Source organism: Cobetia sp. 3AK, assembly GCF_029846335.1.
Lineage (GTDB): Bacteria > Pseudomonadota > Gammaproteobacteria > Pseudomonadales > Halomonadaceae > Cobetia > Cobetia marina.
Genome location: NZ_JARWKR010000006.1, coordinates 201,121 through 220,880, shown reverse-complemented (window position 1 = coordinate 220,880; position 19,760 = coordinate 201,121). Strand labels below are relative to the sequence as shown.

General features: G+C 62.9%; 19 protein-coding genes. 3 read left to right on the top strand and 16 right to left on the bottom strand.

Annotation, left to right across the window (positions count from 1 at the left end; all coding sequences use genetic code 11):
• Window positions 1–143: 143 nt before the first annotated feature.
• The 5 genes from QD228_RS10700 to xseB form a co-directional block, all read right to left on the bottom strand.
• Window positions 144–1,448: a DUF4172 domain-containing protein gene (locus QD228_RS10700; RefSeq protein ID WP_279875546.1), complete on the bottom strand. Its 1,305-nt coding sequence runs from the start codon at window positions 1,446–1,448 to the stop codon at window positions 144–146.
• A gap of 608 nt (window positions 1,449–2,056) precedes the next feature.
• Window positions 2,057–2,680 (bottom strand): glutathione S-transferase family protein, encoded by a 624-nt coding sequence (locus QD228_RS10695; RefSeq protein ID WP_279875544.1) that lies wholly within the window; start codon window positions 2,678–2,680, stop codon window positions 2,057–2,059.
• A 188-nt stretch (window positions 2,681–2,868) separates the two neighbouring features.
• Window positions 2,869–4,791, bottom strand: coding sequence for a 1-deoxy-D-xylulose-5-phosphate synthase (gene dxs / locus QD228_RS10690; protein WP_084209526.1), 1,923 nt, complete (start codon window positions 4,789–4,791; stop codon window positions 2,869–2,871).
• 12 nt (window positions 4,792–4,803) lie between these two features.
• The gene (locus QD228_RS10685; protein ID WP_167593069.1) at window positions 4,804–5,730 is read right to left on the bottom strand and encodes a farnesyl diphosphate synthase; all 927 of its coding nucleotides are present in this window, start codon (window positions 5,728–5,730) and stop codon (window positions 4,804–4,806) included.
• Entirely contained in the window at window positions 5,730–6,014 is a 285-nt protein-coding gene (gene xseB, locus QD228_RS10680; RefSeq protein ID WP_077379650.1) for an exodeoxyribonuclease VII small subunit, read from the bottom strand. The genes QD228_RS10685 and xseB overlap by 1 nt, the downstream gene beginning before the upstream one ends.
• Before the next feature lie 312 nt (window positions 6,015–6,326).
• On the opposite strand from xseB, the gene serA reads away from it, so the two are divergent.
• Window positions 6,327–7,577, top strand: a complete 1,251-nt coding sequence (gene serA / locus QD228_RS10675; protein ID WP_077379652.1) for a phosphoglycerate dehydrogenase — start codon at window positions 6,327–6,329, stop codon at window positions 7,575–7,577.
• Window positions 7,578–7,815: 238 nt separating this feature from the next.
• Here the strand turns inward: serA and QD228_RS10670 are convergent, their stop codons facing one another.
• The 11 genes from QD228_RS10670 to QD228_RS10620 form a co-directional block, all read right to left on the bottom strand.
• Window positions 7,816–8,001 carry a 4-oxalocrotonate tautomerase family protein gene (locus QD228_RS10670; RefSeq protein WP_136939473.1) on the bottom strand — a complete coding sequence of 62 codons (186 nt, stop codon included), beginning with the start codon at window positions 7,999–8,001 and terminating at the stop codon, window positions 7,816–7,818.
• Between the two features lie 298 nt (window positions 8,002–8,299).
• Window positions 8,300–9,565 carry a dihydroorotase gene (locus tag QD228_RS10665; protein ID WP_136939474.1) on the bottom strand — a complete coding sequence of 422 codons (1,266 nt, stop codon included), beginning with the start codon at window positions 9,563–9,565 and terminating at the stop codon, window positions 8,300–8,302.
• Window positions 9,562–10,614, bottom strand: coding sequence for an aspartate carbamoyltransferase catalytic subunit (locus tag QD228_RS10660; RefSeq protein ID WP_077379658.1), 1,053 nt, complete (start codon window positions 10,612–10,614; stop codon window positions 9,562–9,564). The genes QD228_RS10665 and QD228_RS10660 overlap by 4 nt, the downstream gene beginning before the upstream one ends.
• On the bottom strand, window positions 10,611–11,159 hold the full coding sequence (pyrR, locus tag QD228_RS10655) for a bifunctional pyr operon transcriptional regulator/uracil phosphoribosyltransferase PyrR (RefSeq protein WP_127736567.1): 549 nt from the start codon (window positions 11,157–11,159) through the stop codon (window positions 10,611–10,613). The genes QD228_RS10660 and pyrR overlap by 4 nt, the downstream gene beginning before the upstream one ends.
• Window positions 11,160–11,241: 82 nt before the next feature.
• Entirely contained in the window at window positions 11,242–11,697 is a 456-nt protein-coding gene (gene ruvX / locus QD228_RS10650) for a Holliday junction resolvase RuvX (RefSeq protein ID WP_077379660.1), read from the bottom strand.
• Window positions 11,690–12,247 (bottom strand): YqgE/AlgH family protein, encoded by a 558-nt coding sequence (locus tag QD228_RS10645; protein WP_077379662.1) that lies wholly within the window; start codon window positions 12,245–12,247, stop codon window positions 11,690–11,692. The genes ruvX and QD228_RS10645 overlap by 8 nt, the downstream gene beginning before the upstream one ends.
• 15 nt (window positions 12,248–12,262) lie before the next feature.
• Window positions 12,263–13,168, bottom strand: a complete 906-nt coding sequence (locus tag QD228_RS10640) for a TonB family protein (protein ID WP_077379664.1) — start codon at window positions 13,166–13,168, stop codon at window positions 12,263–12,265.
• A gap of 111 nt (window positions 13,169–13,279) precedes the next feature.
• Window positions 13,280–14,251, bottom strand: coding sequence for a glutathione synthase (gene gshB / locus QD228_RS10635; protein ID WP_279875541.1), 972 nt, complete (start codon window positions 14,249–14,251; stop codon window positions 13,280–13,282).
• A gap of 203 nt (window positions 14,252–14,454) precedes the next feature.
• Complete coding sequence (locus QD228_RS10630) at window positions 14,455–15,201, bottom strand: 16S rRNA (uracil(1498)-N(3))-methyltransferase (RefSeq protein WP_084209531.1); 747 nt, start codon at window positions 15,199–15,201, stop codon at window positions 14,455–14,457.
• A gap of 194 nt (window positions 15,202–15,395) precedes the next feature.
• A complete protein-coding gene (gene secB / locus QD228_RS10625) occupies window positions 15,396–15,899 on the bottom strand; it encodes a protein-export chaperone SecB (protein ID WP_279875540.1) in 504 nt (167 codons plus the stop codon).
• Window positions 15,900–15,963: 64 nt separating this feature from the next.
• Complete coding sequence (locus QD228_RS10620; RefSeq protein WP_077379673.1) at window positions 15,964–16,383, bottom strand: rhodanese-like domain-containing protein; 420 nt, start codon at window positions 16,381–16,383, stop codon at window positions 15,964–15,966.
• A gap of 457 nt (window positions 16,384–16,840) precedes the next feature.
• Here QD228_RS10620 and gpmI point away from each other — a divergent pair, with 457 nt between their 5' ends.
• Window positions 16,841–18,403, top strand: coding sequence for a 2,3-bisphosphoglycerate-independent phosphoglycerate mutase (gene gpmI / locus QD228_RS10615; RefSeq protein ID WP_077379675.1), 1,563 nt, complete (start codon window positions 16,841–16,843; stop codon window positions 18,401–18,403).
• Entirely contained in the window at window positions 18,396–19,685 is a 1,290-nt protein-coding gene (locus QD228_RS10610) for a peptidoglycan DD-metalloendopeptidase family protein (RefSeq protein ID WP_279875539.1), read from the top strand. The genes gpmI and QD228_RS10610 overlap by 8 nt, the downstream gene beginning before the upstream one ends.
• Window positions 19,686–19,760: the final 75 nt, after the last annotated feature.

The window sequence follows — 19,760 nt, the reverse complement described above, 5'->3', positions numbered from 1 at the left end:
CTCTCTTGAGCACACTGGCTTGAGAGCACTGACTTGAGAGCACTGGCAAGCCAGATGAAAAAAAGCGGGAAAGGTCGTCATGACCCTTCCCGCTTTTTTTCGCGATGTTTCCGCTTTCAAGGCGCGCTTTCAAGACGCGCTTTTCAGGGCTCGTTTCTCACGGCGCGGTCTTCCTGCGGCGCGAAGACCGGCAGCCGATAGCGCGTGCCGCGCCCGACACCATAGCTTTCCAGCACCTGCTTGGCGGTCAGATCGGCGAGATCTCGCGCTGCCGTCGGGTCTGAGGTCTCGACAAGCGCGCGATACTCCGCACGCCCGATACCCTCGTCGTCATCACGCTCCAGCAGGGTCAACACCAGTTCGCGCTGACGGGAATTCAGTGGCGTTCTGGCATGTTCCATCCACAGGCGCTCGGCACGCTGCACTCTCAGGTAGTGGGATGCCGTCCGTCGTCCGCCATCGCGCAGCTGTCTCAGCCACCACGCGACCCAGGCATTCATGTCGCCCGGCAGCACCTCATCGGCCGCATCGCCATTCAAGGCACGGTTGAGCTCAGGTGGAAGCGCTTGCCCACTCGGCGAGGTGCCCGGCGTACCAAGACAATGCTGTTCGAGCTCACGCAGCTCCTCCTGACGCTCCGCCACCACCGTAAACAATGTCTGGCGACGCCAGCAGAGCTGCTCCAACGCCTCTGCTTCCCAGTGTTTCGCCACCTGCCCCGTCCACTCTCCCTGCTGCTGCAATGCCGCCAGCGTATCGACGCGCGTCAACCAGCGAGTCAGCAGCAAGCGTCCGATCAGCCCGTTGCCCAGCGCCAGTGGTGAGAGCGCCTGCCAGTGGGCATGCAGCCTGAGGGCGTTGATCACTCCGGGATTGCCAGCCTCCGGCTCCTCCTCTTCCAGACGCTGCCAGAAACGCTCCAGCTCATCCGCAAGTTCATCACCGGTCATGCCAGGCGCTCGGTAGCGCAATCGCTTGAGGCCATAACGTCCGCTGACCGCTTCATGGGGCCCATCACGCCATTCACCGAGACGCTGACCACTGCTGCGCGGCAGGAAGGGGCCCAGCCGGCGATGCCATTCCAGTACCTGCTCACGCGCCAGCGGCTGGAAGGCCGTCCGCACCACTTCGAGCATGACATCCACGAAGACATCAATCCCCGGCACCTGCCCACGGGGCGCCTCCAGCTGTCCGGATTCCAGCCCCAATGCCTGGTAAAGGGCATCGCGCAATGCGGCCCTGCCAAATACCACGCCGGACAGGCGGGCACAGGCCTCCATCTCTTCACTGAGCAAGGTGGCTTCGAGGCGCAGACGTTGGCGAGCCTTCAATTGCTGCCCTTGCGCCACCAACGGTGACATCACCGCCTGCGTTGCGCTCATCTCGCTCAACAGCGGCATGATCGCCAGTCGTCCCTGCGGCCAGTCAGGCTGCTGCCAGATCCACATAAGTCGTTATCCCCATTGAGGTTTCTGTGCAAATCATACCACGAGGATTCGCAATTAACGATATATCGAATCAATAAATGATGCGAAAGAATCATAATTTGCGATATCCGATCAACTTTTACTCAAATCTATGTCTGACAATCGCCACGTCATAGGCAAGCGACTGATTCACATGGCGTTTTAGCGGCTGCACCGGACTCCCTGGCCCTCTCAGACCTCACGACCGATCAACAACCAATCAACTCAATATTATATTGATGATTACGCATCACATTTAGATACGAAAAGCGCTCAAGATCGGATCAACCGCCATTCCGGCAGTGCGGATGACGCCTGACAGGTCTCGGATGCCGCGGCCTCGCCTGCAACCCCACCCGCGGCACGTGGCCCGCCCCGCTGTCGTGAGGCTTCGCCAGGCCCCCACGATTTCGGACGCGACAGAACGCCCGGAGAGCCCGCCTGAGGCCTGGAAACAAAAAAGGCGCCACCCTGATATCAGGGTGGCGCCTTGGCGCTTGTGCGAGCTTTCAGAGGCCTTGTCTCACGCGCCTCATTTCATGGCTGTGACAGAGCGAGAGGCATCTCTCGATGTGGATGTCTCATATGTGTCAGGGGCGATTGGCGGCAGCCTGGGCCTCACGCTCACGCGCCCGTGCGCAGGCCGGGCGCGCAAGAGCTTCCTGCATCCAGCGCGCAAGCGACGAGGGGATCGGCTGCTGCGCCTTGTGGGCCCAGCCCAATACCTGAGCGAGGAAAAGATCAGCGAGGGTGAAGTCGTCGCCCAACAACCAGCCCTGTCCCTCGAAGCGGCGCTGGAGCGCTCCCAATGCACGCTGGAATTCCCACTGCGCGGTCTGCTTCACGTCTTCACAGCGTCGTTCTTCCGGCAATGCGAAGGTGTGCTTGGCCAGCGTCCACAGCGGCTGCTCAAGTTCGGTGGTCAGAAAGCTAAGCCACTGGTCTAGCTGCGCCTGACCTTCCAGCGAAGACGGTATCAGGCGGCCTTCACGGGCGGCGAGATAGCGACAGATGGCACTGGATTCAAACAGTACCAACTCCCCCTCGACGATGGCGGGCGCCTTGCCGTCGGGATGAATGGCCAGATACTCGGGGCTGCGTCCTTCTCCCGCCTTGAGATCGAGGCTGTGGATCCGATAGTCGAGTTCCAGCTCTTCCAGCGTCCAGGCGACGCGCAGTGAGCGGGAATTGGGGTAGCTGTAGAGAGTCAGCATCGTGGCGGGCGTTCCTTGGCAACATTGCGAAAAGGGGATCGGCAGTCCGTCCCAGCATGGCGCGCCAGCGTCGATCATGCCAGCAGAGTGCGGCGCATCAGGCGCGTTTTTCACGCAAGAAAAAACGCCTGTGGACAACTCGAATGTTCGAATCATCCACAGGCGTTCCTGTGAGCCAGGTGGCAACTTCAGCGTGCGAGACGCCCTTCGATACTGGCGCGAATGCCAGCCGCATCCAGCCCGCAATCACGCAGCAGCTCTGCCGGCTTGCCATGCTCGACGAAGTCATCCGGCAGCCCCAGAAGCAGCATGGGTTGCGCGAGACCGGCATTCAGGTAGAGCTCTGCCACGCCGGCACCCGCACCACCGGCCACGGCATTCTCTTCCACCGTGACGACCAGGTCATGCTCGTCGGCGATCTCCAGCAGGGCCTCGCGATCCAGCGGCTTGATGGAGCGCAGATTGAAGTGGGTCGCGTCCAGTGCCTCGGCGACCTCCGCCACCGGCGTGTTCATGCTGCCTACGGCAACGATGGCAATACGCACGTCGGGACTGGCACTGATGCGACGACGATATTCGCCCTTGCCGATCGTCAATGGCGTCAGGTCATGGCCCGTGGCGACGCCGGGTCCGGTGCCACGCGGATAACGCACGGCCGCCGGACCGGGATGTGCCAGCGCCGCACTCAACATGCCACGACACTCGCTCTCGTCCGCCGGTGCCATCACCACCAGCTCCGGCACGCAACGCAGGAAGGACATGTCGAGGCTGCCGTGGTGGGTCGGTCCATCCTCACCCACCAGTCCCGCGCGATCGATGGCAAAGGTGACATCCAGCTTCTGTACCGCGACATCATGGATCAACTGATCATAGCCACGCTGCAGGAAGGTGGAATAGATCGCCACCACCGGCTTCATGCCTTCACAGGCCATGCCGGCCGCCACCGTCACGGCATGCTGCTCCGCGATGGCGACATCGTAGTAGCGATCAGGATATTCCTTCGAGAAACGCACCAGATCCGAGCCTTCCCGCATGGCAGGCGTGACACCGATGACACGAGGGTCAGCCGCGGCGGCATCACAGATCCAGTTGCCGAAGACGCTGCAGTACTTCTGCGGCCTGGGTGCCGGTGCATCCGTCACGGAAGGCGCCTGCCGCGCCTGCTCCGACGAGGCCTTCTCCAGCTTGGTGATCGCGTGGTAGCCGATGGGGTCGCGCTCGGCCGGCAGGAAGCCCTTGCCCTTGCGCGTCACCACATGCAGGAACTGCGGGCCCTCGAGATCGCGCATGTTGCGCAGTGTCTGGACCAGCGTCGGCAGATCGTGCCCATCGATGGGACCGATGTAATTGAAGCCCATCTCCTCGAACAACGTCGCCGGACTGATGAAGCCCTTCATGTGCTCTTCGGTACGCTTGGCAAGCTCCAGCGCCCCCGGGAGCGGCGACAGCAGCTTCTTGCCGTTGGCGCGCATCTGGGTATAGGGCTTGCTGGCCAGGATACGCGCCAGATAGCTCGCCAGACCGCCGACATTTTCCGAGATCGACATCTCGTTGTCGTTGAGCACGACCAGCAGGTTGGCCTTGACGTGCCCGGCATGCGCCAGCGCCTCGAAGGCCATGCCGGCCGTCAGGGCGCCATCACCGATCACCGCACAGGCGCGACGGGATTCTCCCGCGGTACGCGCGCCCAGTGCCATGCCCAGCGCGGCGCTGATCGAGGTGCTGGAATGTCCCACCCCGAAGGTGTCGTAGTCACTCTCGGCGCGCTTGGGGAAGGCAGACAGGCCGTTGTATTGACGCATGCTGTGCATGGCGTCGCGCCGGCCGGTCAGGATCTTGTGGGGGTAGGCCTGATGACCGACATCCCACACCAGGCGATCACGCGGGGTTTCCAGCGCATGATGCAGGGCAACCGTCAGCTCGACGACACCGAGGCCGGCACCGAAGTGCCCCCCGGTGCAGCCGACGCTGTAAAGCAGGAAGGCGCGCAATTCATCGGCCAGCTGGCGCAGCTGTGCCGGACTCATGGCCCGCAGTGCGTCTGGTGTCTCGACCGCATCGAGCAATGGCGTCGCGGGGCGCGCCTCAGGTATCTCGTCAAACAGCTTCATAGGCGTCAGGAATCAGTGGTCTCGCTCGATCATGTAGCGCGCCAGCACCGCGAGAGGCTCTGCGGCCTCTCCCAGCGGTGCCAGGGCATCCAGGGCCTCGTCCAATAACTGACCTGCCCGGGTTCGGGCTCCTTCCAGGCCAAGCAATGACGGGTAGGTCGGCTTGTCGCGTGCAGCATCCGCACCGGCAGTCTTGCCCAGCGTGGCGGTATCGCCGGTCACATCCAGGATGTCATCCTGAATCTGGAAAGCCAGGCCGATGGCAGAAGCGTAGCGCTCGAGAGCCTCAAGACGCGAATCCGATTCCTCGACCGCCACCAGCCCGCCAAGACGAACAGCCGAGCGAATCAGCGCGCCAGTCTTGTAGGCGTGCATGCGTGACAGCGCCTCGACCTCTCGGAACTGCCCCACCGCCTCGAGATCCAGCGCCTGCCCCGCCACCATGCCACGTCGACCGGAAGCCTCCGCGAGGGTGCGTATCAGGGCTGGCGTTCTCGCATGTGCGGTATCGGCAATGACCTCGAAGGCCAGGCTCAGCAGGGCATCGCCCGCCAGAATCGCGGTCGCCTCATCGAAGGCGCGATGAACGGTGGGCTGGCCACGGCGCAGGTCGTCGTCATCCATCGCCGGCAGGTCATCGTGAACCAGTGAATAGGCATGGACAAGCTCCAGAGCGGCCGCAGTGGCATCCAGAGCTGCACGCCCTGCCTCGTCCTCATCGCCTCCCAGCGCACGTCCGGCAGCGTACAGCAGGACAGGCCGCAGTCGCTTGCCACCTCCCAGCACGCTGTATCGCATGGCCTCTTCCAGCCGATCACTGACCGCCCCCGCTGGACTGAGCAATGCCTCGAGCACGGCCTCGCTACGCGCCTGCCCACCACGAATCAATTCGCTTGCCTGCGCGGACGGCATGGCTTGCGTCGTCGATGCACCTGACATCACCAATCGTTCTCCTCATCCCCTGCACCGACGGAACTGCCGGGCATCTCGGGCGCTTCGAATGCAGTGGACACCAGCGTGCCATCAGGCCCTTCGACCAAGGCCTGCAGACGCAGCTCGGCGTCGTCGAGCCGTCGTTGTGCTTCACGCGCCAGACGCACTCCCTCCTCGAAAGCGCCCAATGACGCTTCCAGCGACATGTCGCCGGCTTCCAGTTGCGTCACCAATCCCTCGAGACGCGCAAGGGTGGCGGCGAAATCCTGCGGCGCTTCCTGTTCGGCCATGAGTGCTCTCGCTGATCAGACCGGGCTGAACCCGGGATGTCCATGTGATATGCCAGTATAACCTGATGGGCCCTGTGACGCTGCCCACCCGACACCGGCGTGAGCACTCGTTTCAAGCTGTGCATTTTTCATGCTGACCGATTGGACATTTCAACCGGGGCCCGCACCAGCTGTGATATTCTTTGCCCCCCTGTTGACAGCACGCCCCGCTGTTTTTCTGGCATTTTCTAAAGGCGTGACACGCCAGCAGGACATGAAAAAGACCAAACGAACAGAAACGTCGGCATGACCGGCGAGAGGGTTGATTCGACAATGGCCAAGACGTCCCTGGACAAGAGCAAGATCAAGATTCTATTGCTCGAGGGTGTCCACCAATCCGCCGTGGATAACTTCCTCAACGCGGGTTACACCAACATCGAGCTGCTTCAGACCTCGCTCGCCGAGGACGAACTGATCGAGAAGATCCGTGATGTGCACTTCATCGGCATCCGCTCCCGCACCCAGCTCAACGAGCGCGTGATCAGCGCTGCCGAGAAGCTCACCGCCATCGGCTGCTTCTGCATCGGCACCAATCAGGTCGACCTGGAAGCTGCACTCAAGCGCGGCATCCCGGTCTTCAATGCGCCCTACTCCAATACCCGCTCCGTCGCTGAGCTGGTACTGGCAGAAGCGATCATGCTGATGCGTGGCGTGCCGGAAAAGAGCGCCAAGGCGCACCGTGGCCAGTGGATGAAAACTGCCAAGAACAGCCATGAAGTCCGGGGCAAGACACTGGGCATCGTTGGCTACGGCAGCATCGGCTCGCAGCTGTCCGTACTGAGCGAGTCTCTCGGTCTGGATGTCATCTACTACGATGCGGTCACCAAGCTGGGCATGGGCAACGCCCGCCAGGTGGCAAGCCTGGAAGAACTGCTGGCGCGCGCTGACATCGTCACCCTGCACGTCCCGGAAATCCCCTCCACCAAGTGGATGATGGGCAAGCAGCAGTTCGCGCTGATGAAGCAGAACAGTGTCTTCATCAACGCCGCTCGCGGTACTACCGTGGTGATCGAGGACCTCGCCGAAGCCCTCTCCAGCGGCAAGCTGCTGGGCGCGGCCATCGACGTCTTCCCGGTCGAACCGAAAGGCAATGGTGAAGAGTTCGTCTCCCCGCTTCGCGAGTTCGACAATGTCATTCTGACGCCGCACGTGGGTGGTTCCACCATGGAAGCTCAGGAAAACATTGGCGTGGAAGTGGCGGAGAAGCTGGTGACCTACTCCGACAACGGCACCACCATCGGCTCCGTCAACTTCCCGGAGGTCGCGCTGCCGGCCCACCCGGAGAAGCACCGTCTGCTGCACATCCACGACAACGTGCCGGGCGTGATGTCTCACATCAACCGCGTACTGTCCGAGGAAGGCATCAACATTTCCGGCCAGTACCTGCAGACCAACAATACCGTCGGTTACGTGGTCATCGATGTCGACAAGGCCTACGGCAAGAAGGCACTCGAGGCCCTCAAGACCGTCGACCATACGCTGCGCATTCGTACTCTCTACTCGGAAGCTGATTTCGAAGGGTGAATCCGACAGTGCACGTCACAGTGACGGAACCATGGCCGTGGGGATGTCGCTGATACAAGAACGCCGCAGCCATCAGGCTGCGGCGTTTTTTTCAATACGACTCGGAACAGAGAGGTGATGACGCACTGACTGTTTCACGTGGAACATCTTCGATTTTTTTGGTAAAACCAAATATATTCAATCACTTGTGTCACGGCACAACGCTTGTGAACAGCAGTGACCATCGCGGCCATTGCACTCAGCGGTCTGACAATGGCGTACCCGCAACCGCCCAGTTTTCCGGCTCGACTTCCTGCAGTACGACCCATACCGACTCCTTGCGCACCTCCAGTACGCGGGCCGTCTCACGGGTCAAGGCTTCGACCAGTTCCCGTTTCTGTGCCTCTGTCTTGCCGCTGATGAATTCCGCACGAATCATGGGCATGCTTTCGACTTCCTATGTGTTCCAACATTCTCTTTTCCAGCACTCGAGGCTCGCGCAACGACATGCTGGCCATGTGGCGTGATGCCGGGCATCGATGTTCCACGTGAAACATCTGCTGATCGTGATGGGCATGTTGCCCAGGTCGGCACTGGCTTCTCTCACGAAGCAACCAATAGACCCCAAGCTCCACAAGCCATGAAATCGCTGGCTTATCAGCAAGTTGTATCCAGCCACCCAGAGACTGGCCTCAAGAGACCGGCATACTGGTGAGGCATGGATGTTCCACGTGAAACATCTTTCAAGCGTAGCGCGTATCGCCCAACAGCACGCGTTCGACACGCCCGGTCAACTGCATGCCGAGCAGTGGCGTATTATGTCCAGCACTTGCCAGCGTCTCGCTGGAGACACGCCATTTCTGCTCCATATCAATCACCGCGAGATCACAATACTCACCTTCCTTCAGCATGCCCCCCTTGAGCCCGAAGCGCCGGGCGCTGAACGTCAGGGTCTCGATCAGGCGCGGCAGCTTGATCATCTCGGCCTTGACCAGCGCCAGCCCAAGCGGCAGCACGGTTTCCAGACTGGTCATGCCGGGCTCGGAGACCGCGAAAGGCGCACATTTCGCGGCCGCCTCATGTGGCAGGTGGTCACTGACGATCGCATCGATGGTGCCATCGGCGACAGCGGCACGAAGTGCCTCACGATCGTCGGCACTGCGCAGAGGCGGCTGAAGATGGAAGTTGGCATCAAAGCCTTCCAGCTGCTCATCGGTCCAATGCAACTGGGCGATCGAGACATCCGCGGTGATATCCAGCCCTCGGGCCTTGGCATCACGCACCAGCTCCACCGCGCGAGCACTGGAAAGCAGCGAGACATGCGCCCTCACGCCGGTCTGCTCGATCAGCAGCAGCCATTGGGTCAGCGCGATGGTCTCTGCCGATTCGGGAATTCCTGCCAATCCGAGGCGTGACGCGATGGCCCCCTCGTGCGCGCATCCCTGACCCGCCAAGGTGGCTTCTTGTGCCTGGAAGACCACCGTGATATCGAAGGTGCGTGCATATTCCAGACAACGTCGCAGCACACCAAGATCACGGATCGGCCTGCGCAGGTTGGTCAAGGCAACACAACCGGCGGACTTGAGTGCGGCCATGTTGGCGAGCAGCTCCCCTTCCAGCCCCTGGGTCAGCGCTCCCAGGGGGGCCACCCTGACACCTGCCACATCGCGAGCGCGATCGAGCAGGGTGCGCACGTGAGAGGCACTGTCGAGCACCGGACTGGTATCCGGACGAGGCAGGATGACGCTGTATCCCCCTGCCAGTGCCGCGGCCGATTCACTGGCCAGACTGCCCTTGTAGCGCGGTCCGGGATCACGCAGATGGGCCCCCAGGTCAGCGAAGGCCGGCACGACAAGCTTGCCCGAGAGATCCTGCTGCTCATCCGCGACGAAGTCACGCGGAGGCGCACCGATCGCGACCAGACGTCCCTCTTCGAGGTGCAGGTCATACTGGCCATCGCGGCCACTGGAGGGGTCGATGACCCGAGCATTGATGAGGCTGAGTTTCATGCTCCAGCTCCTCGAGAACGTTCATTTCTGCGCTCTGCGCGCGCCTTCATCTGGCCTGATACCGCCATCGACAGCACCGCCATCCGGACGGCGATGCCATTGGTTACCTGATCGAGGATTAGCGAGCGCGGACCATCCGCGACGGCGGATTCGATCTCGACACCTCGATTGATGGGTCCCGGATGCATCACTACCGCCTCAGGATGCGCGTGGGCGAGGCTTTCGCGGGTCAGGCCGTAGCGACGATAGTATTCCGACTCCGAGGGCAGCAGCGCGCCATCCATGCGCTCCTTCTGCAGACGCAACATGATGACGACATCGACATCCTTGAGCCCGGCTTCAAGCTCGGTGAACACCTGGCAGCCCAATGTCTCGACGCCCACGGGCAGCAGTGTCCTGGGGGCCACGACACGCACCTCGGCTGCCCCCAGGGTGTTGAGTGCCAGAATCTGCGAGCGCGCGACTCTCGAATGCAGGATGTCACCGACGATGGCGACGCGCAGGTTGGCAAAATCACCCTTGTGGCGACGAATGGTCAGCATGTCGAGCATCGCCTGGGTCGGGTGGGCATGACGCCCGTCACCGGCGTTGATGATCGCCACATGGGGCGTGATCTGGCTGGCGATGAAGTGCGCCGCGCCCGAGTCACCATGGCGCACCACGAAGGCATCCGCCTGCATGGCCTCGAGATTGACCAGCGTGTCCATCAGTGACTCGCCCTTGGCTGCGGAAGACGTCTTGATGTCCAGGTTGAGCACATCCGCCGACAGGCGCTTGGCGGCGAGCTCGAAGGTGGCCCGGGTACGCGTGGAGTTCTCGAAGAACAGATTGGCCACCGTACGCCCCCGCAGCAGAGGCACCTTCTTGACCTCGGCATCACCGATGCCGCGGAAGTGATCCGCCGTGTCGAGAATCTCGGTCAGGACTGCACGCGGCAAGCCTTCGATATCCAGGAAGTGGCGCAGACGCCCCTGCTCGTCAAGCTGGACCTGCGACGGGGAGGCCGCACGCACCTCTGCGCTGGCCTGGGTGAGATCGAACAGGTTCATGCCGCACTCTCCCCGGTATCCACCAACGTCAGACGCAAGGCATCCGGCCCTTCCAGCTTGATGCGCTTGCCGGGCGCCAGGGCCAGACTGGCGCCCAGCGCATCCGGCTGAACCGGCAGTTCACGCCCCGGCAGCTCCAGCAGGCAGGCCAGCAATACGCGTCGTGGACGCCCGTAATCGAACAGTTCATTGAGCGCAGCACGCACGGTGCGACCACTCATCAACACATCGTCGACCAGCAGAAGATCGCGATTCTCGATATCCGGCAGCTGTGAGCCCTTGCCGGCGTCCGGCAACCCCTTGTGCCCGAAATCATCTCGCCAGAAACCGATGTCCAGCGTCGCCAACGCTTCGCTGAGCCCCAGACGCTCACGCAGTGCCTGGGCAATCCATACCCCGCCGGTATGAATGCCGACAGGAATCAGCCGCTCACGCTCGATCTCACGACGCTCGAACAACAACTCGAGCTCTTCGGTCATCGCCTCGAGAAGCGCTTCCACATCGGGCAGCGTCTCGTGGTCGTCGTGTACCTCGGAATGTTGCATGGGTATCGCATCCTCATACTTCCGCCAGCGGCGGCAGACAGACAAAAAAAACCCGCTTCCGTGAAGGAAGCGGGTGGGGTATTCAGTAACCGACAAGGTCGCCCTCGCCTCGCTGGCTTGCAAACCAGCTCTCGAGTATCAGCTGAGCGGCGAGGCCATCCACGCCATCATCACGATAGTTGCCGCGGTGACCGCGTTCACGTGCCAGCCCCTTGGCCGCCTTGGTGGAACCACGCTCATCCCACATCTCCAGCGGCTTGCCATATCGGCCGTACAGACGCTTGCCAAACTTGCGGGCACGGCTGCACATCAGGCTTTCGGTGCCGTCCAGCTCCAGTGGCAATCCCACCACGAACAGATCCGGCTGCCACTCCTCGATCAGACGAGTGACCACATTCCAGTCCGGGATGCCGTCACGCACGTGCAGGGGCACCAGCGGTGAGGCCGTGCCCAGCATCTCGGTGCCCACTGCCACCCCGATACGGCGCGTACCGAAATCGAAGGCCAGTACCGTCCGGCTGACGACCCGCTCAGCCATGCCCGATCTCCCGTGACATCAGGCTCATGTTGACACCCAGCTTGCGGGCCGCTGCATCAAGGCGCGACTCGCTGTCGGCATCAAAGAGAATGCCGCTGTCGCCTTCGACGATCAGCCAACTGTTCTCCTTGAGCTCATTCGTCAGCTGGTCAGGCTCCCAGCCAGCACAGCCGAGGCAGACCATGAAATCTTCCGGCCCCTTGTTGTCGGCGATCGCCTTGAGAATATCCAGCGAGGTCGTAAGGGCCAGCTCATCCGTCACCTGCAGGCTGGAATCCCATTCCGCGGCCTGGCCACGGTGCAGGATGAAGCCGCGGTCCTTGTGCACGGGGCCGCCATAATAGACGACGTCTTCCAGGCACTCGCAGCTGTCCGCCGCGATCTCGAGCTGCTCGAACAGACCACGCATGGTCAGCTTGATGGGCTTGTTGACGATGACACCCAAGGTGCCCTTTTCATCGTGATCACAGAGGTAACTCAGCGAGCCGGAAAAGTTGTCATCATCGAGATGAGGCATCGCCAGCAGGAAATGGTCTCGCAGACTTTGCATGGTCCTCCCGAGGCGTCAGGGCGCGCCAGAATCGTTGCCGGGGCCGAATCGCCAGATGCGGGTGATGGTCAGTTGGCTCATGCCCCTGAGACTCTCATCGAAGGGAGCATAGGGGGCCGCGCCATAGACCGTATCCAGAGCCGCCTGGTCGAGCTCGGCATGTCCCGAGGATTGTAACACTTCCGCGTACTCAAGCTGACCGCTGGGCAACACGACGGCACGAATGCGCAGCTCCCCGCTCAGATTGGCGGGCGCGGGATAGTGGAGATTGCCGAAGGACTGCACCGTGCCGGTCCAGTCATTGATGTAGCGAGCCCGCGCCGAGGCGCGGGCCGCCTTGCGCGAGGCCACATCACCGGCCACCTCGCGAGTCTGGCCCGAGGCCTGGATCGCCCCGACATCCTGCTCGATGGCTTCCTGCTCATTGTCCGGCGTATCCGGCAGGATCTCGGAATGCGAGACCTGCTGTGGCGAATCATTGCGGGTCGCGATGACCTCCGGGATGCGCTCCGGCAACACCAGGGGCACGGCAGCTGCCTCGGGCACCGGGGCCTCGCCGCTGACGGGAGCTCTCTGCTCACCCGCCCGGGGGGGCGTCTGACTGGCTGGCCCGGCTTGCACCGCCGCCTCACGGCCGCTTCCACTGGCCTGCTGATCCTGCTCGGCGACGACATCCGATGTGACGGCACGTGAGCTGGCCTGGCTGACCAGCGTGACGTCGAGCATCACCGGGTCAGGCAATGGCGGCACCTGAGGGGGCACCATCAGGCCACTCCCCAGCAGCCACCAGCCGACTACCGCATGCACCCCCAGTGCCGCGCCCCAGGCCACCACGCGACGATGCATCCGGGTCACCGGCACGTAGGTGATCGGATCGGTCACGCTATGGTTGACTCCCCACCACTCGACGGGTGCTGCCATGCCCCACTCCCTGTCTGCGAAACCGCTGTCGTGTCAGCTTCGGCATCCCTGCCGTTTACTGCGAACTTGCTGGCCGCCATCTGACGCCACCGACGCCATTGACGGCGGCAATCAAGCGGACTGCTGCGCCGTGAGGCGTGCCTCGATGGCATCCATCAGCAGCCCGGCGATGTCCGTACCGCGCTGGTCATCGATTTCACGCACGCAGGTCGGGCTGGTGACGTTGATCTCGGTGATGTAATCCCCGATCACGTCCAGACCGACGAACATCAGTCCCAGCGACTTCACCACCGGCTTGACCTGCTCGACCAGCCAGTAATCGCGATCCGTCAGCTCACGCGACTCACCACGTCCTCCAGCCGCCAGATTGCCACGCGTTTCCCCGGCGCTGGGAATGCGCGCCAGACCGAACGGCACCGGCTCACCATCGACCAGCAGGATGCGGGTATCGCCGGCACTGATCTCCGGCACATAACGCTGTGCCATGATCTGACGCTGGCCACGCAGGGTCAGCTGCTCGATTACCGATCCCAGATTGCGACCATCTTCGGCGACGTGGAAGATACCGCTGCCGCCCATGCCATCGAGCGGCTTGAAGATGACATTGCCATGCTCCGCGTGGAAGGCGCGCAACACCTTGTCATTGGCCGAGACGATAGTCGGCGGAATGCACTGGGTGAACTGCTGCGCGAACAGCTTCTCGTTGCAGGTCAACAGCGCGGCCGTCGGATTGACGACCAGCACGCCTTCACGTTCGGCGAAGCCCAGCAGGTGGACCGCGTTCAGGAAGTGCTCGTCGACGGGCGGGTCCTTGCGCATCAGAATCACGTCAAGCTCGGCCAGCGGCGTCGCGACGACCTCGCCCAGCTGATAGAAGTGATCAGGATCCCGATAGACCTCGAGATCCCGCATCCGCCCCATCGCACGGCCATTCTCGAGATAGAGATCTTCCTGCTCCAGGTAATGCAGCGACCAGCCACGCTGGGCGGCGGCCCACAGCATGGCCAGGGTGGTGTCCTTCTTGTAGGTGACGCTGGACATCGGGTCCATCACCACGCCGATCTTGAGCTTGCGAGCAGTCATCGAGGCAACCTTCTGACGACACTGCCGACCCAGCCGGCCGGCAATGAGAAAAGCGGATGTTACCCGGCGCGATACCCCGAAACGGGTTGCGCGGGAAGATGGGACAAGTATGCAGCAGCACCACGCTGCCCACCACTGACATGAGGACGCTCAAGGCCTCACGCAGTGTTGCCGGGGCTTCAACAATGCTGGTGTCATCCTGCCTAGCGCGGCAGATCGCCGAAGCGCTGCTGCAACAGCGTCAGCGCGACCACCGGCGCCGTCTCGGTACGCAGTATCCGTGGGCCCAGCCCCAGGACGTCACACCCCGCGCCAGCCGCCTGGGTGACCTCTTCCGGCGTGAAGCCGCCCTCAGGGCCGATCAGCAGGCTGGCACGCGTCACGCCGCCCTCGCTCTCGGCGGCATTCAACGCCTCGGCACCGCCCGGCTGCAATATCAGGCGAAGTGGCTCATCGCGCTCGTCCAGCCACTGGGCCATGGGAATCGGCGCATGCACCACCGGCACCACGCTGCGACCGCACTGCTCGCAGGCGCTTGCCGCCACGCCCTGCCAATGCGCGAGTTTCTTGTCGGCGCGCTCGCCCTTGAGCTTGACGTCGCCACGCGCGGTGTAAAGCGGGGTGATGGCAGCGACCCCTAGCTCACAGGCCTTCTGGATGGCGTAATCCATGCGATCGCCCTTGGAGATCGCCTGGCCCAGATGCACCGCCAGTGGCGACTCGCTGTCGTTGGCGACCGCCTCGATCACCCGCACGCTGACCCCCTTGCGGGACACCTCCTCGAGCGACACGCGCACTTCCTGCCCGTGCCCATCGAACAGCTGTGCTTCGCTGCCCACCCGGGCCCGCAACACCAGACCGAGATGGCGTGCAGGCCCCTCGGGCAGTGCAAAGGTCGCCCCGGCGCTGACATGGAGATCAAGATCGGGACAGTGCAGACGAATGGCCATGGGAAAGTCTCGCGAGCAATGCGCCGCGCGGCAGCGCCATGAGAGACACTCAGCACGCCGACACGAAGATGAAAGGGAAAGAGAAATAGGTTCAGGAAAGCACGGCCATCATGGTGGCCACCAACGCAGTGACGGGCCACTGGGGCCCGTCACTGTCATTGCCATCTCACGGCCATTGCTGGCCATCTCACGGATCAGTGAGCGGTGACTTCACCCGCCTGTTGCGCTTCACGCTGCTTGCGCTGAGCGTACATGGCTTCGAAGTTGACCGGTGCCAGCATCAGCGGAGGGAAGCTGCCACGATTGACCAGATTGTCGACGGCTTCACGCGCGTACGGGAACAGCACGTTCGGGCAGAAGGCCCCCAGGGTGTGATCCAGCTGCTCGGCGGACAGACCGGCGATGCGGAACAGACCGGCCTGCTCGACCTCGGCCAGGAAGGCGGTGGTCTGGTCTTCACCGTTGGAGACCTGGGCGGTGACCTTAATGGACACCTCGAAGAGCTCTTCACCGACCTGCTGGTGCTCGGTATCCAGTTCCAGGCTGACCTTCGGCTGGAACGGCTGGGAGAAGACCGCCGGAGAATTCGGCGCTTCGAAGGACACGTCCTTCACATAGATGCGCTGCAGGGCGAACTGGAGCTGATCCTGAGCCTGTTCGGCACCCTGTGCCGCCTGTGCGTTCTGTTCTTCAGCCATGAGACATATCCTTGAATGTACGGAGAATTATTGTTGGGCCATCGGCCTGCTTCCCGCAGGTCGCTCAGCGAGTCACGACCGGCAGACTGTCGGCTTCCCACTGACCCATGCCACCCTTGAGCTTGACCGCCTGCTTGAAGCCGGCCTTCTCCAGGCGCGCCACCAGCGGTCCAGCGGTCTGACCATGCTTGCAGACGATGATCACCGGACGGTCCTTGTACTTGTCCAGCGGCGTGGTCGCGCTGGCAAGCTGACTGCTGGGAACATTGACGGCACCGGCGATGTGGCCGGCCTTGTATTCCTTGCTGTCGCGGATGTCGATGAAGACACCCTCTTCGCGATTGACCAGTCGCGTGGCCTCGCTGACGCTGACCCCGTGGTTGCCACGCATGGTTTCCATGACGATGAGGGCGACCAGCAGGGCGACGAAGGCGCCCACCAGCAAGGGATGATTCTGCGCGAACTGAAGCAGCTGTTCGATCATGAGACGGGCTAACTCCGCTGTGACGTGCATGCCGGTACGTACGCGGCAAAGGAAATAGACCGCTACCCGAGGTAACGGAGCCAGCATTATACATGACAGCCCCTGTCATGAATGCCCGCGACATGGCATCAAAAAGGCGTAACGCCGCCCTGCCCTCGCCTGCGCCACGGGGACGCACTGAACTTGCCCGCGATAGGGGAATCCAATCTTGCCGATACGCTTCCAGCACTTGCACTCGGCACCTTACCGCCTCTCTAATAGAGGTCAGAATGAGCAGGTAGTTTTATCACTACATCTTGCCTCACCCGTGCAGCAAGCGGTGAACGCACCGGATGAGGAAGACGGCAGAGGATGCCCGCAGGACATGACAGGCACGTGATCGCCTGTCAGCCACCCTGCGCGATTGCCCCTGCCGTCCTGCTCCAGAGGATTCATTCGTCATCACAGCGAGGAAGTCATGGCAGCTCAAGCACAAGGTCCGCGTCCCGTCGCCCTCATCATTCTCGATGGCTACGGCCACAGCGAGGAAGAGAAGGACAACGCCATTCTTGCCGCCAACACGCCGGTCATGGATCGCCTGCGCCAGCAGTATCCCAGCGATCTGATCCATACCGACGGTGGCCATGTCGGCCTGCCGGATGGCCAGATGGGCAATTCCGAGGTCGGGCACATGAACCTGGGGGCCGGGCGCATCGTCTACCAGGACTTCACCCGCATCACCAAGGCCGTGCGCGAGAATGCCCTCAAGGACAACACCGTCCTGACCGCGCCTCTCGATGCCGCCATCGCGGCTGGCCGCGCCGTGCACCTGATCGGCCTGCTGTCTCCCGGGGGCGTGCACTCCCATGAAGACCACATCCTCGCCATGGCCGATCTGGCCGCCGAGCGGGGCGCCAAGCGCATCTACCTCCACGCGATTCTCGATGGCCGCGACACCGCGCCCAAGAGCGCCGAGGCATCCATCGCGCGTGCCGATGAACACCTGGCAGGTCTCGGACTCGAGGAAGGCCGTGTCGCCACCCTCGTCGGTCGCTACTTCGCGATGGACCGTGACAACCGCTGGGACCGTGTCGAACAGGCATATCGCGTGATCGCCGAAGGGCAGGGCCTCCACGAAGCCGCCAGCGGTGTGGAAGGACTTGCCGCCGCCTACGAGCGTGACGAGACCGACGAATTCGTCAGCGCCACGCGTATCGGCGACGCCGTCCCCATGCAGGAAGGCGATGCTGCCCTGTTCCTGAACTTCCGTGCCGACCGTGCCCGCGAGCTGACCCGCGCCTTCGTCGAGCCGGACTTCTCCGGCTTCGAGCGCACGCCGCCCAAGCTGGCCCATGACGGTCTGGTGATGCTGACCCAGTACGCCGCCGACATTCCGGCGCCGGCTGCCTTCCCGCCCTCCGACCTGCCCAATACCCTGGGGGAAGTGGTCTCCAATCGCGGCCTCACTCAGCTTCGTATCGCCGAGACGGAGAAGTACGCCCACGTGACCTTCTTCTTCTCCGGCGGCCGCGAAGACGAATTCGACGGCGAGACCCGCATCCTCGTGCCCTCGCCGCAGGACGTGAAGACCTACGACGAGAAGCCGGAAATGAGCGCCGGGGAGGTCACCGACAAGCTGGTCGAGGCCATCGAATCCGGCCGCTATGATCTGATCGTCTGCAATTACGCCAATGGCGACATGGTCGGACACACCGGCAAGTTCGATGCGGCCGTCAAGGCGATCGAATATCTGGATGGCTGCGTCGGCCGCGTGGTCGAGGCGCTGGAGAAGGTCGGTGGCGAATGCCTGATCACCGCGGACCACGGCAATGCCGAGCAGATGGTGCACCCGGAGACCGGCAACCCGCAGACGGCACACACCACCTTTGAAGTGCCGCTGATCTACGTCACCCAGCGTGACGTCAAGCTGGCCTCCGAGGGACGCCTGTGTGACCTCGCCCCGACCCTGCTGACCATGATGGGGCAGGCTGTCCCCGAGGAAATGGACGGCAACGTGCTGGTCGATTATGCCGGTGCCTGATAGCCCCTTGCAGGGCGCGCCGAGTGGCGTGCCCGGCGCCTCCCCCGGTCCGGATGCCTGTCTGGTATCCGGGCCGGGCAGGCGCTACCGATTCTTCAAACGCCGGAGCCCTGTCTCCGGCGTTGTGCTGTCTGCCTGCCTGCTGCTCATGACTCCGCTGCTGGCCCCCCCCTCGGCACTGGCCGCGGTCAGCAGCGCGACCCTGACCCAGAAGAAGCAAGCCTCCGAAGCCGACCTCAAGCGTCTCAAGCACGAGATACAGGCGATGCAGGGCGAGCTGAAGGCCACTGCCGCGCGGCGCAGCGATACGCGCAATGGCCTGGAGAAGATCGAGCGCCAGCTCAACGAGACTCGCCAGCAGACCGGCAGACTCGAGGATGAGCGCGACGACATCACGCAGCAACTGACCAGGCTCACGCGCCAGCGTGAGACCCTCATCCAGCAGCAGACGGCGCAGAAGGCTGCCGTGGCCGAGGAGATGGCCGCCCTGTATCGGCTGGGTCGCCAACCCGAATTGAAGCTGCTGCTCAATCAGGATGATCCGGCGCGTCTAGAACGCCTGCAGGTCTATCTGAATCACTTGAGCGATTCGCGCCGGCAGGCGCTTGAGCGCCTCGCCAGACTGGATGCCTCACTGGCCAGTACCCGCGCCAGTCTGCTGGCACGCCAGACACGACTGGAGGAGGTGCAGCAAGGCCTCAAGCAGCAAGCCAGCAAACTGATGGCCCAGCAGAATGAGCGCGCCGCTCTGCTGCGCACCCTGGATGCCCGCTATGCCAGCCATGAGGCGAAGATCGCCGAGCTGGATCAGGACCGCGCCCATGCCAACCAGATGATCCAGACGCTCGAGAAGCGCCTCAAGGCCATCAAGAGTGCCCCGCCTCCCAGGACACGCATCACGCGTGCGATGGGCAAGATGGACTGGCCGGCCCCCGGGCGGGTCATCTCGGCCTATGGCGGGGGAGAAGGTGTCAATCGTGATGGTGTGCTGATTCAGGCGTCCCAGGGCACGCCTGTGACGGCGCCGCATGCCGGTCGTGTCGTCTTCGCGGACTGGATGCGCGGCTACGGCAACCTGTTGATCATCGACCACGGCGACAACGTGCTGACGCTCTACGCACATCTGGCAAGCTTCAGCGTCGGCCCCGGTGACAGCCTGTCACGCGGCCAGCAGCTGGGCAGTGTCGGCAGCAGTGGTGGCCGTGACGGTGCCGCGCTGTATTTCGAAGTACGCCGCGCCGGCAAGCCCGTCAACCCGCAACGCTGGCTGTCGAGCCGCTGAGCCAGTCAGCCATGGCGCAACATGGCGACAGGCTAGGCGGCAGGTACCCGGGCGGGATATGCTCGCAGTCATCCG

Excerpts from the sequence above, each read along its gene's own strand:
- QD228_RS10700 (WP_279875546.1), bottom strand. The coding sequence starts at position 1,448 with ATGTGGATCTGGCAGCAGCCTGACTGGCCGCAGGGACGACTGGCGATC.
- QD228_RS10695 (WP_279875544.1), bottom strand. The coding sequence starts at position 2,680 with ATGCTGACTCTCTACAGCTACCCCAATTCCCGCTCACTGCGCGTCGCC.
- dxs (WP_084209526.1), bottom strand. The coding sequence starts at position 4,791 with ATGAAGCTGTTTGACGAGATACCTGAGGCGCGCCCCGCGACGCCATTG.
- QD228_RS10685 (WP_167593069.1), bottom strand. The coding sequence starts at position 5,730 with ATGTCAGGTGCATCGACGACGCAAGCCATGCCGTCCGCGCAGGCAAGC.
- xseB (WP_077379650.1), bottom strand. The coding sequence starts at position 6,014 with ATGGCCGAACAGGAAGCGCCGCAGGATTTCGCCGCCACCCTTGCGCGT.
- serA (WP_077379652.1), top strand. The coding sequence starts at position 6,327 with ATGGCCAAGACGTCCCTGGACAAGAGCAAGATCAAGATTCTATTGCTC.
- QD228_RS10670 (WP_136939473.1), bottom strand. The coding sequence starts at position 8,001 with ATGCCCATGATTCGTGCGGAATTCATCAGCGGCAAGACAGAGGCACAG.
- QD228_RS10665 (WP_136939474.1), bottom strand. The coding sequence starts at position 9,565 with ATGAAACTCAGCCTCATCAATGCTCGGGTCATCGACCCCTCCAGTGGC.
- QD228_RS10660 (WP_077379658.1), bottom strand. The coding sequence starts at position 10,614 with ATGAACCTGTTCGATCTCACCCAGGCCAGCGCAGAGGTGCGTGCGGCC.
- pyrR (WP_127736567.1), bottom strand. The coding sequence starts at position 11,159 with ATGCAACATTCCGAGGTACACGACGACCACGAGACGCTGCCCGATGTG.
- ruvX (WP_077379660.1), bottom strand. The coding sequence starts at position 11,697 with ATGGCTGAGCGGGTCGTCAGCCGGACGGTACTGGCCTTCGATTTCGGT.
- QD228_RS10645 (WP_077379662.1), bottom strand. The coding sequence starts at position 12,247 with ATGCAAAGTCTGCGAGACCATTTCCTGCTGGCGATGCCTCATCTCGAT.
- QD228_RS10640 (WP_077379664.1), bottom strand. The coding sequence starts at position 13,168 with ATGGCAGCACCCGTCGAGTGGTGGGGAGTCAACCATAGCGTGACCGAT.
- gshB (WP_279875541.1), bottom strand. The coding sequence starts at position 14,251 with ATGACTGCTCGCAAGCTCAAGATCGGCGTGGTGATGGACCCGATGTCC.
- QD228_RS10630 (WP_084209531.1), bottom strand. The coding sequence starts at position 15,201 with ATGGCCATTCGTCTGCACTGTCCCGATCTTGATCTCCATGTCAGCGCC.
- secB (WP_279875540.1), bottom strand. The coding sequence starts at position 15,899 with ATGGCTGAAGAACAGAACGCACAGGCGGCACAGGGTGCCGAACAGGCT.
- QD228_RS10620 (WP_077379673.1), bottom strand. The coding sequence starts at position 16,383 with ATGATCGAACAGCTGCTTCAGTTCGCGCAGAATCATCCCTTGCTGGTG.
- gpmI (WP_077379675.1), top strand. The coding sequence starts at position 16,841 with ATGGCAGCTCAAGCACAAGGTCCGCGTCCCGTCGCCCTCATCATTCTC.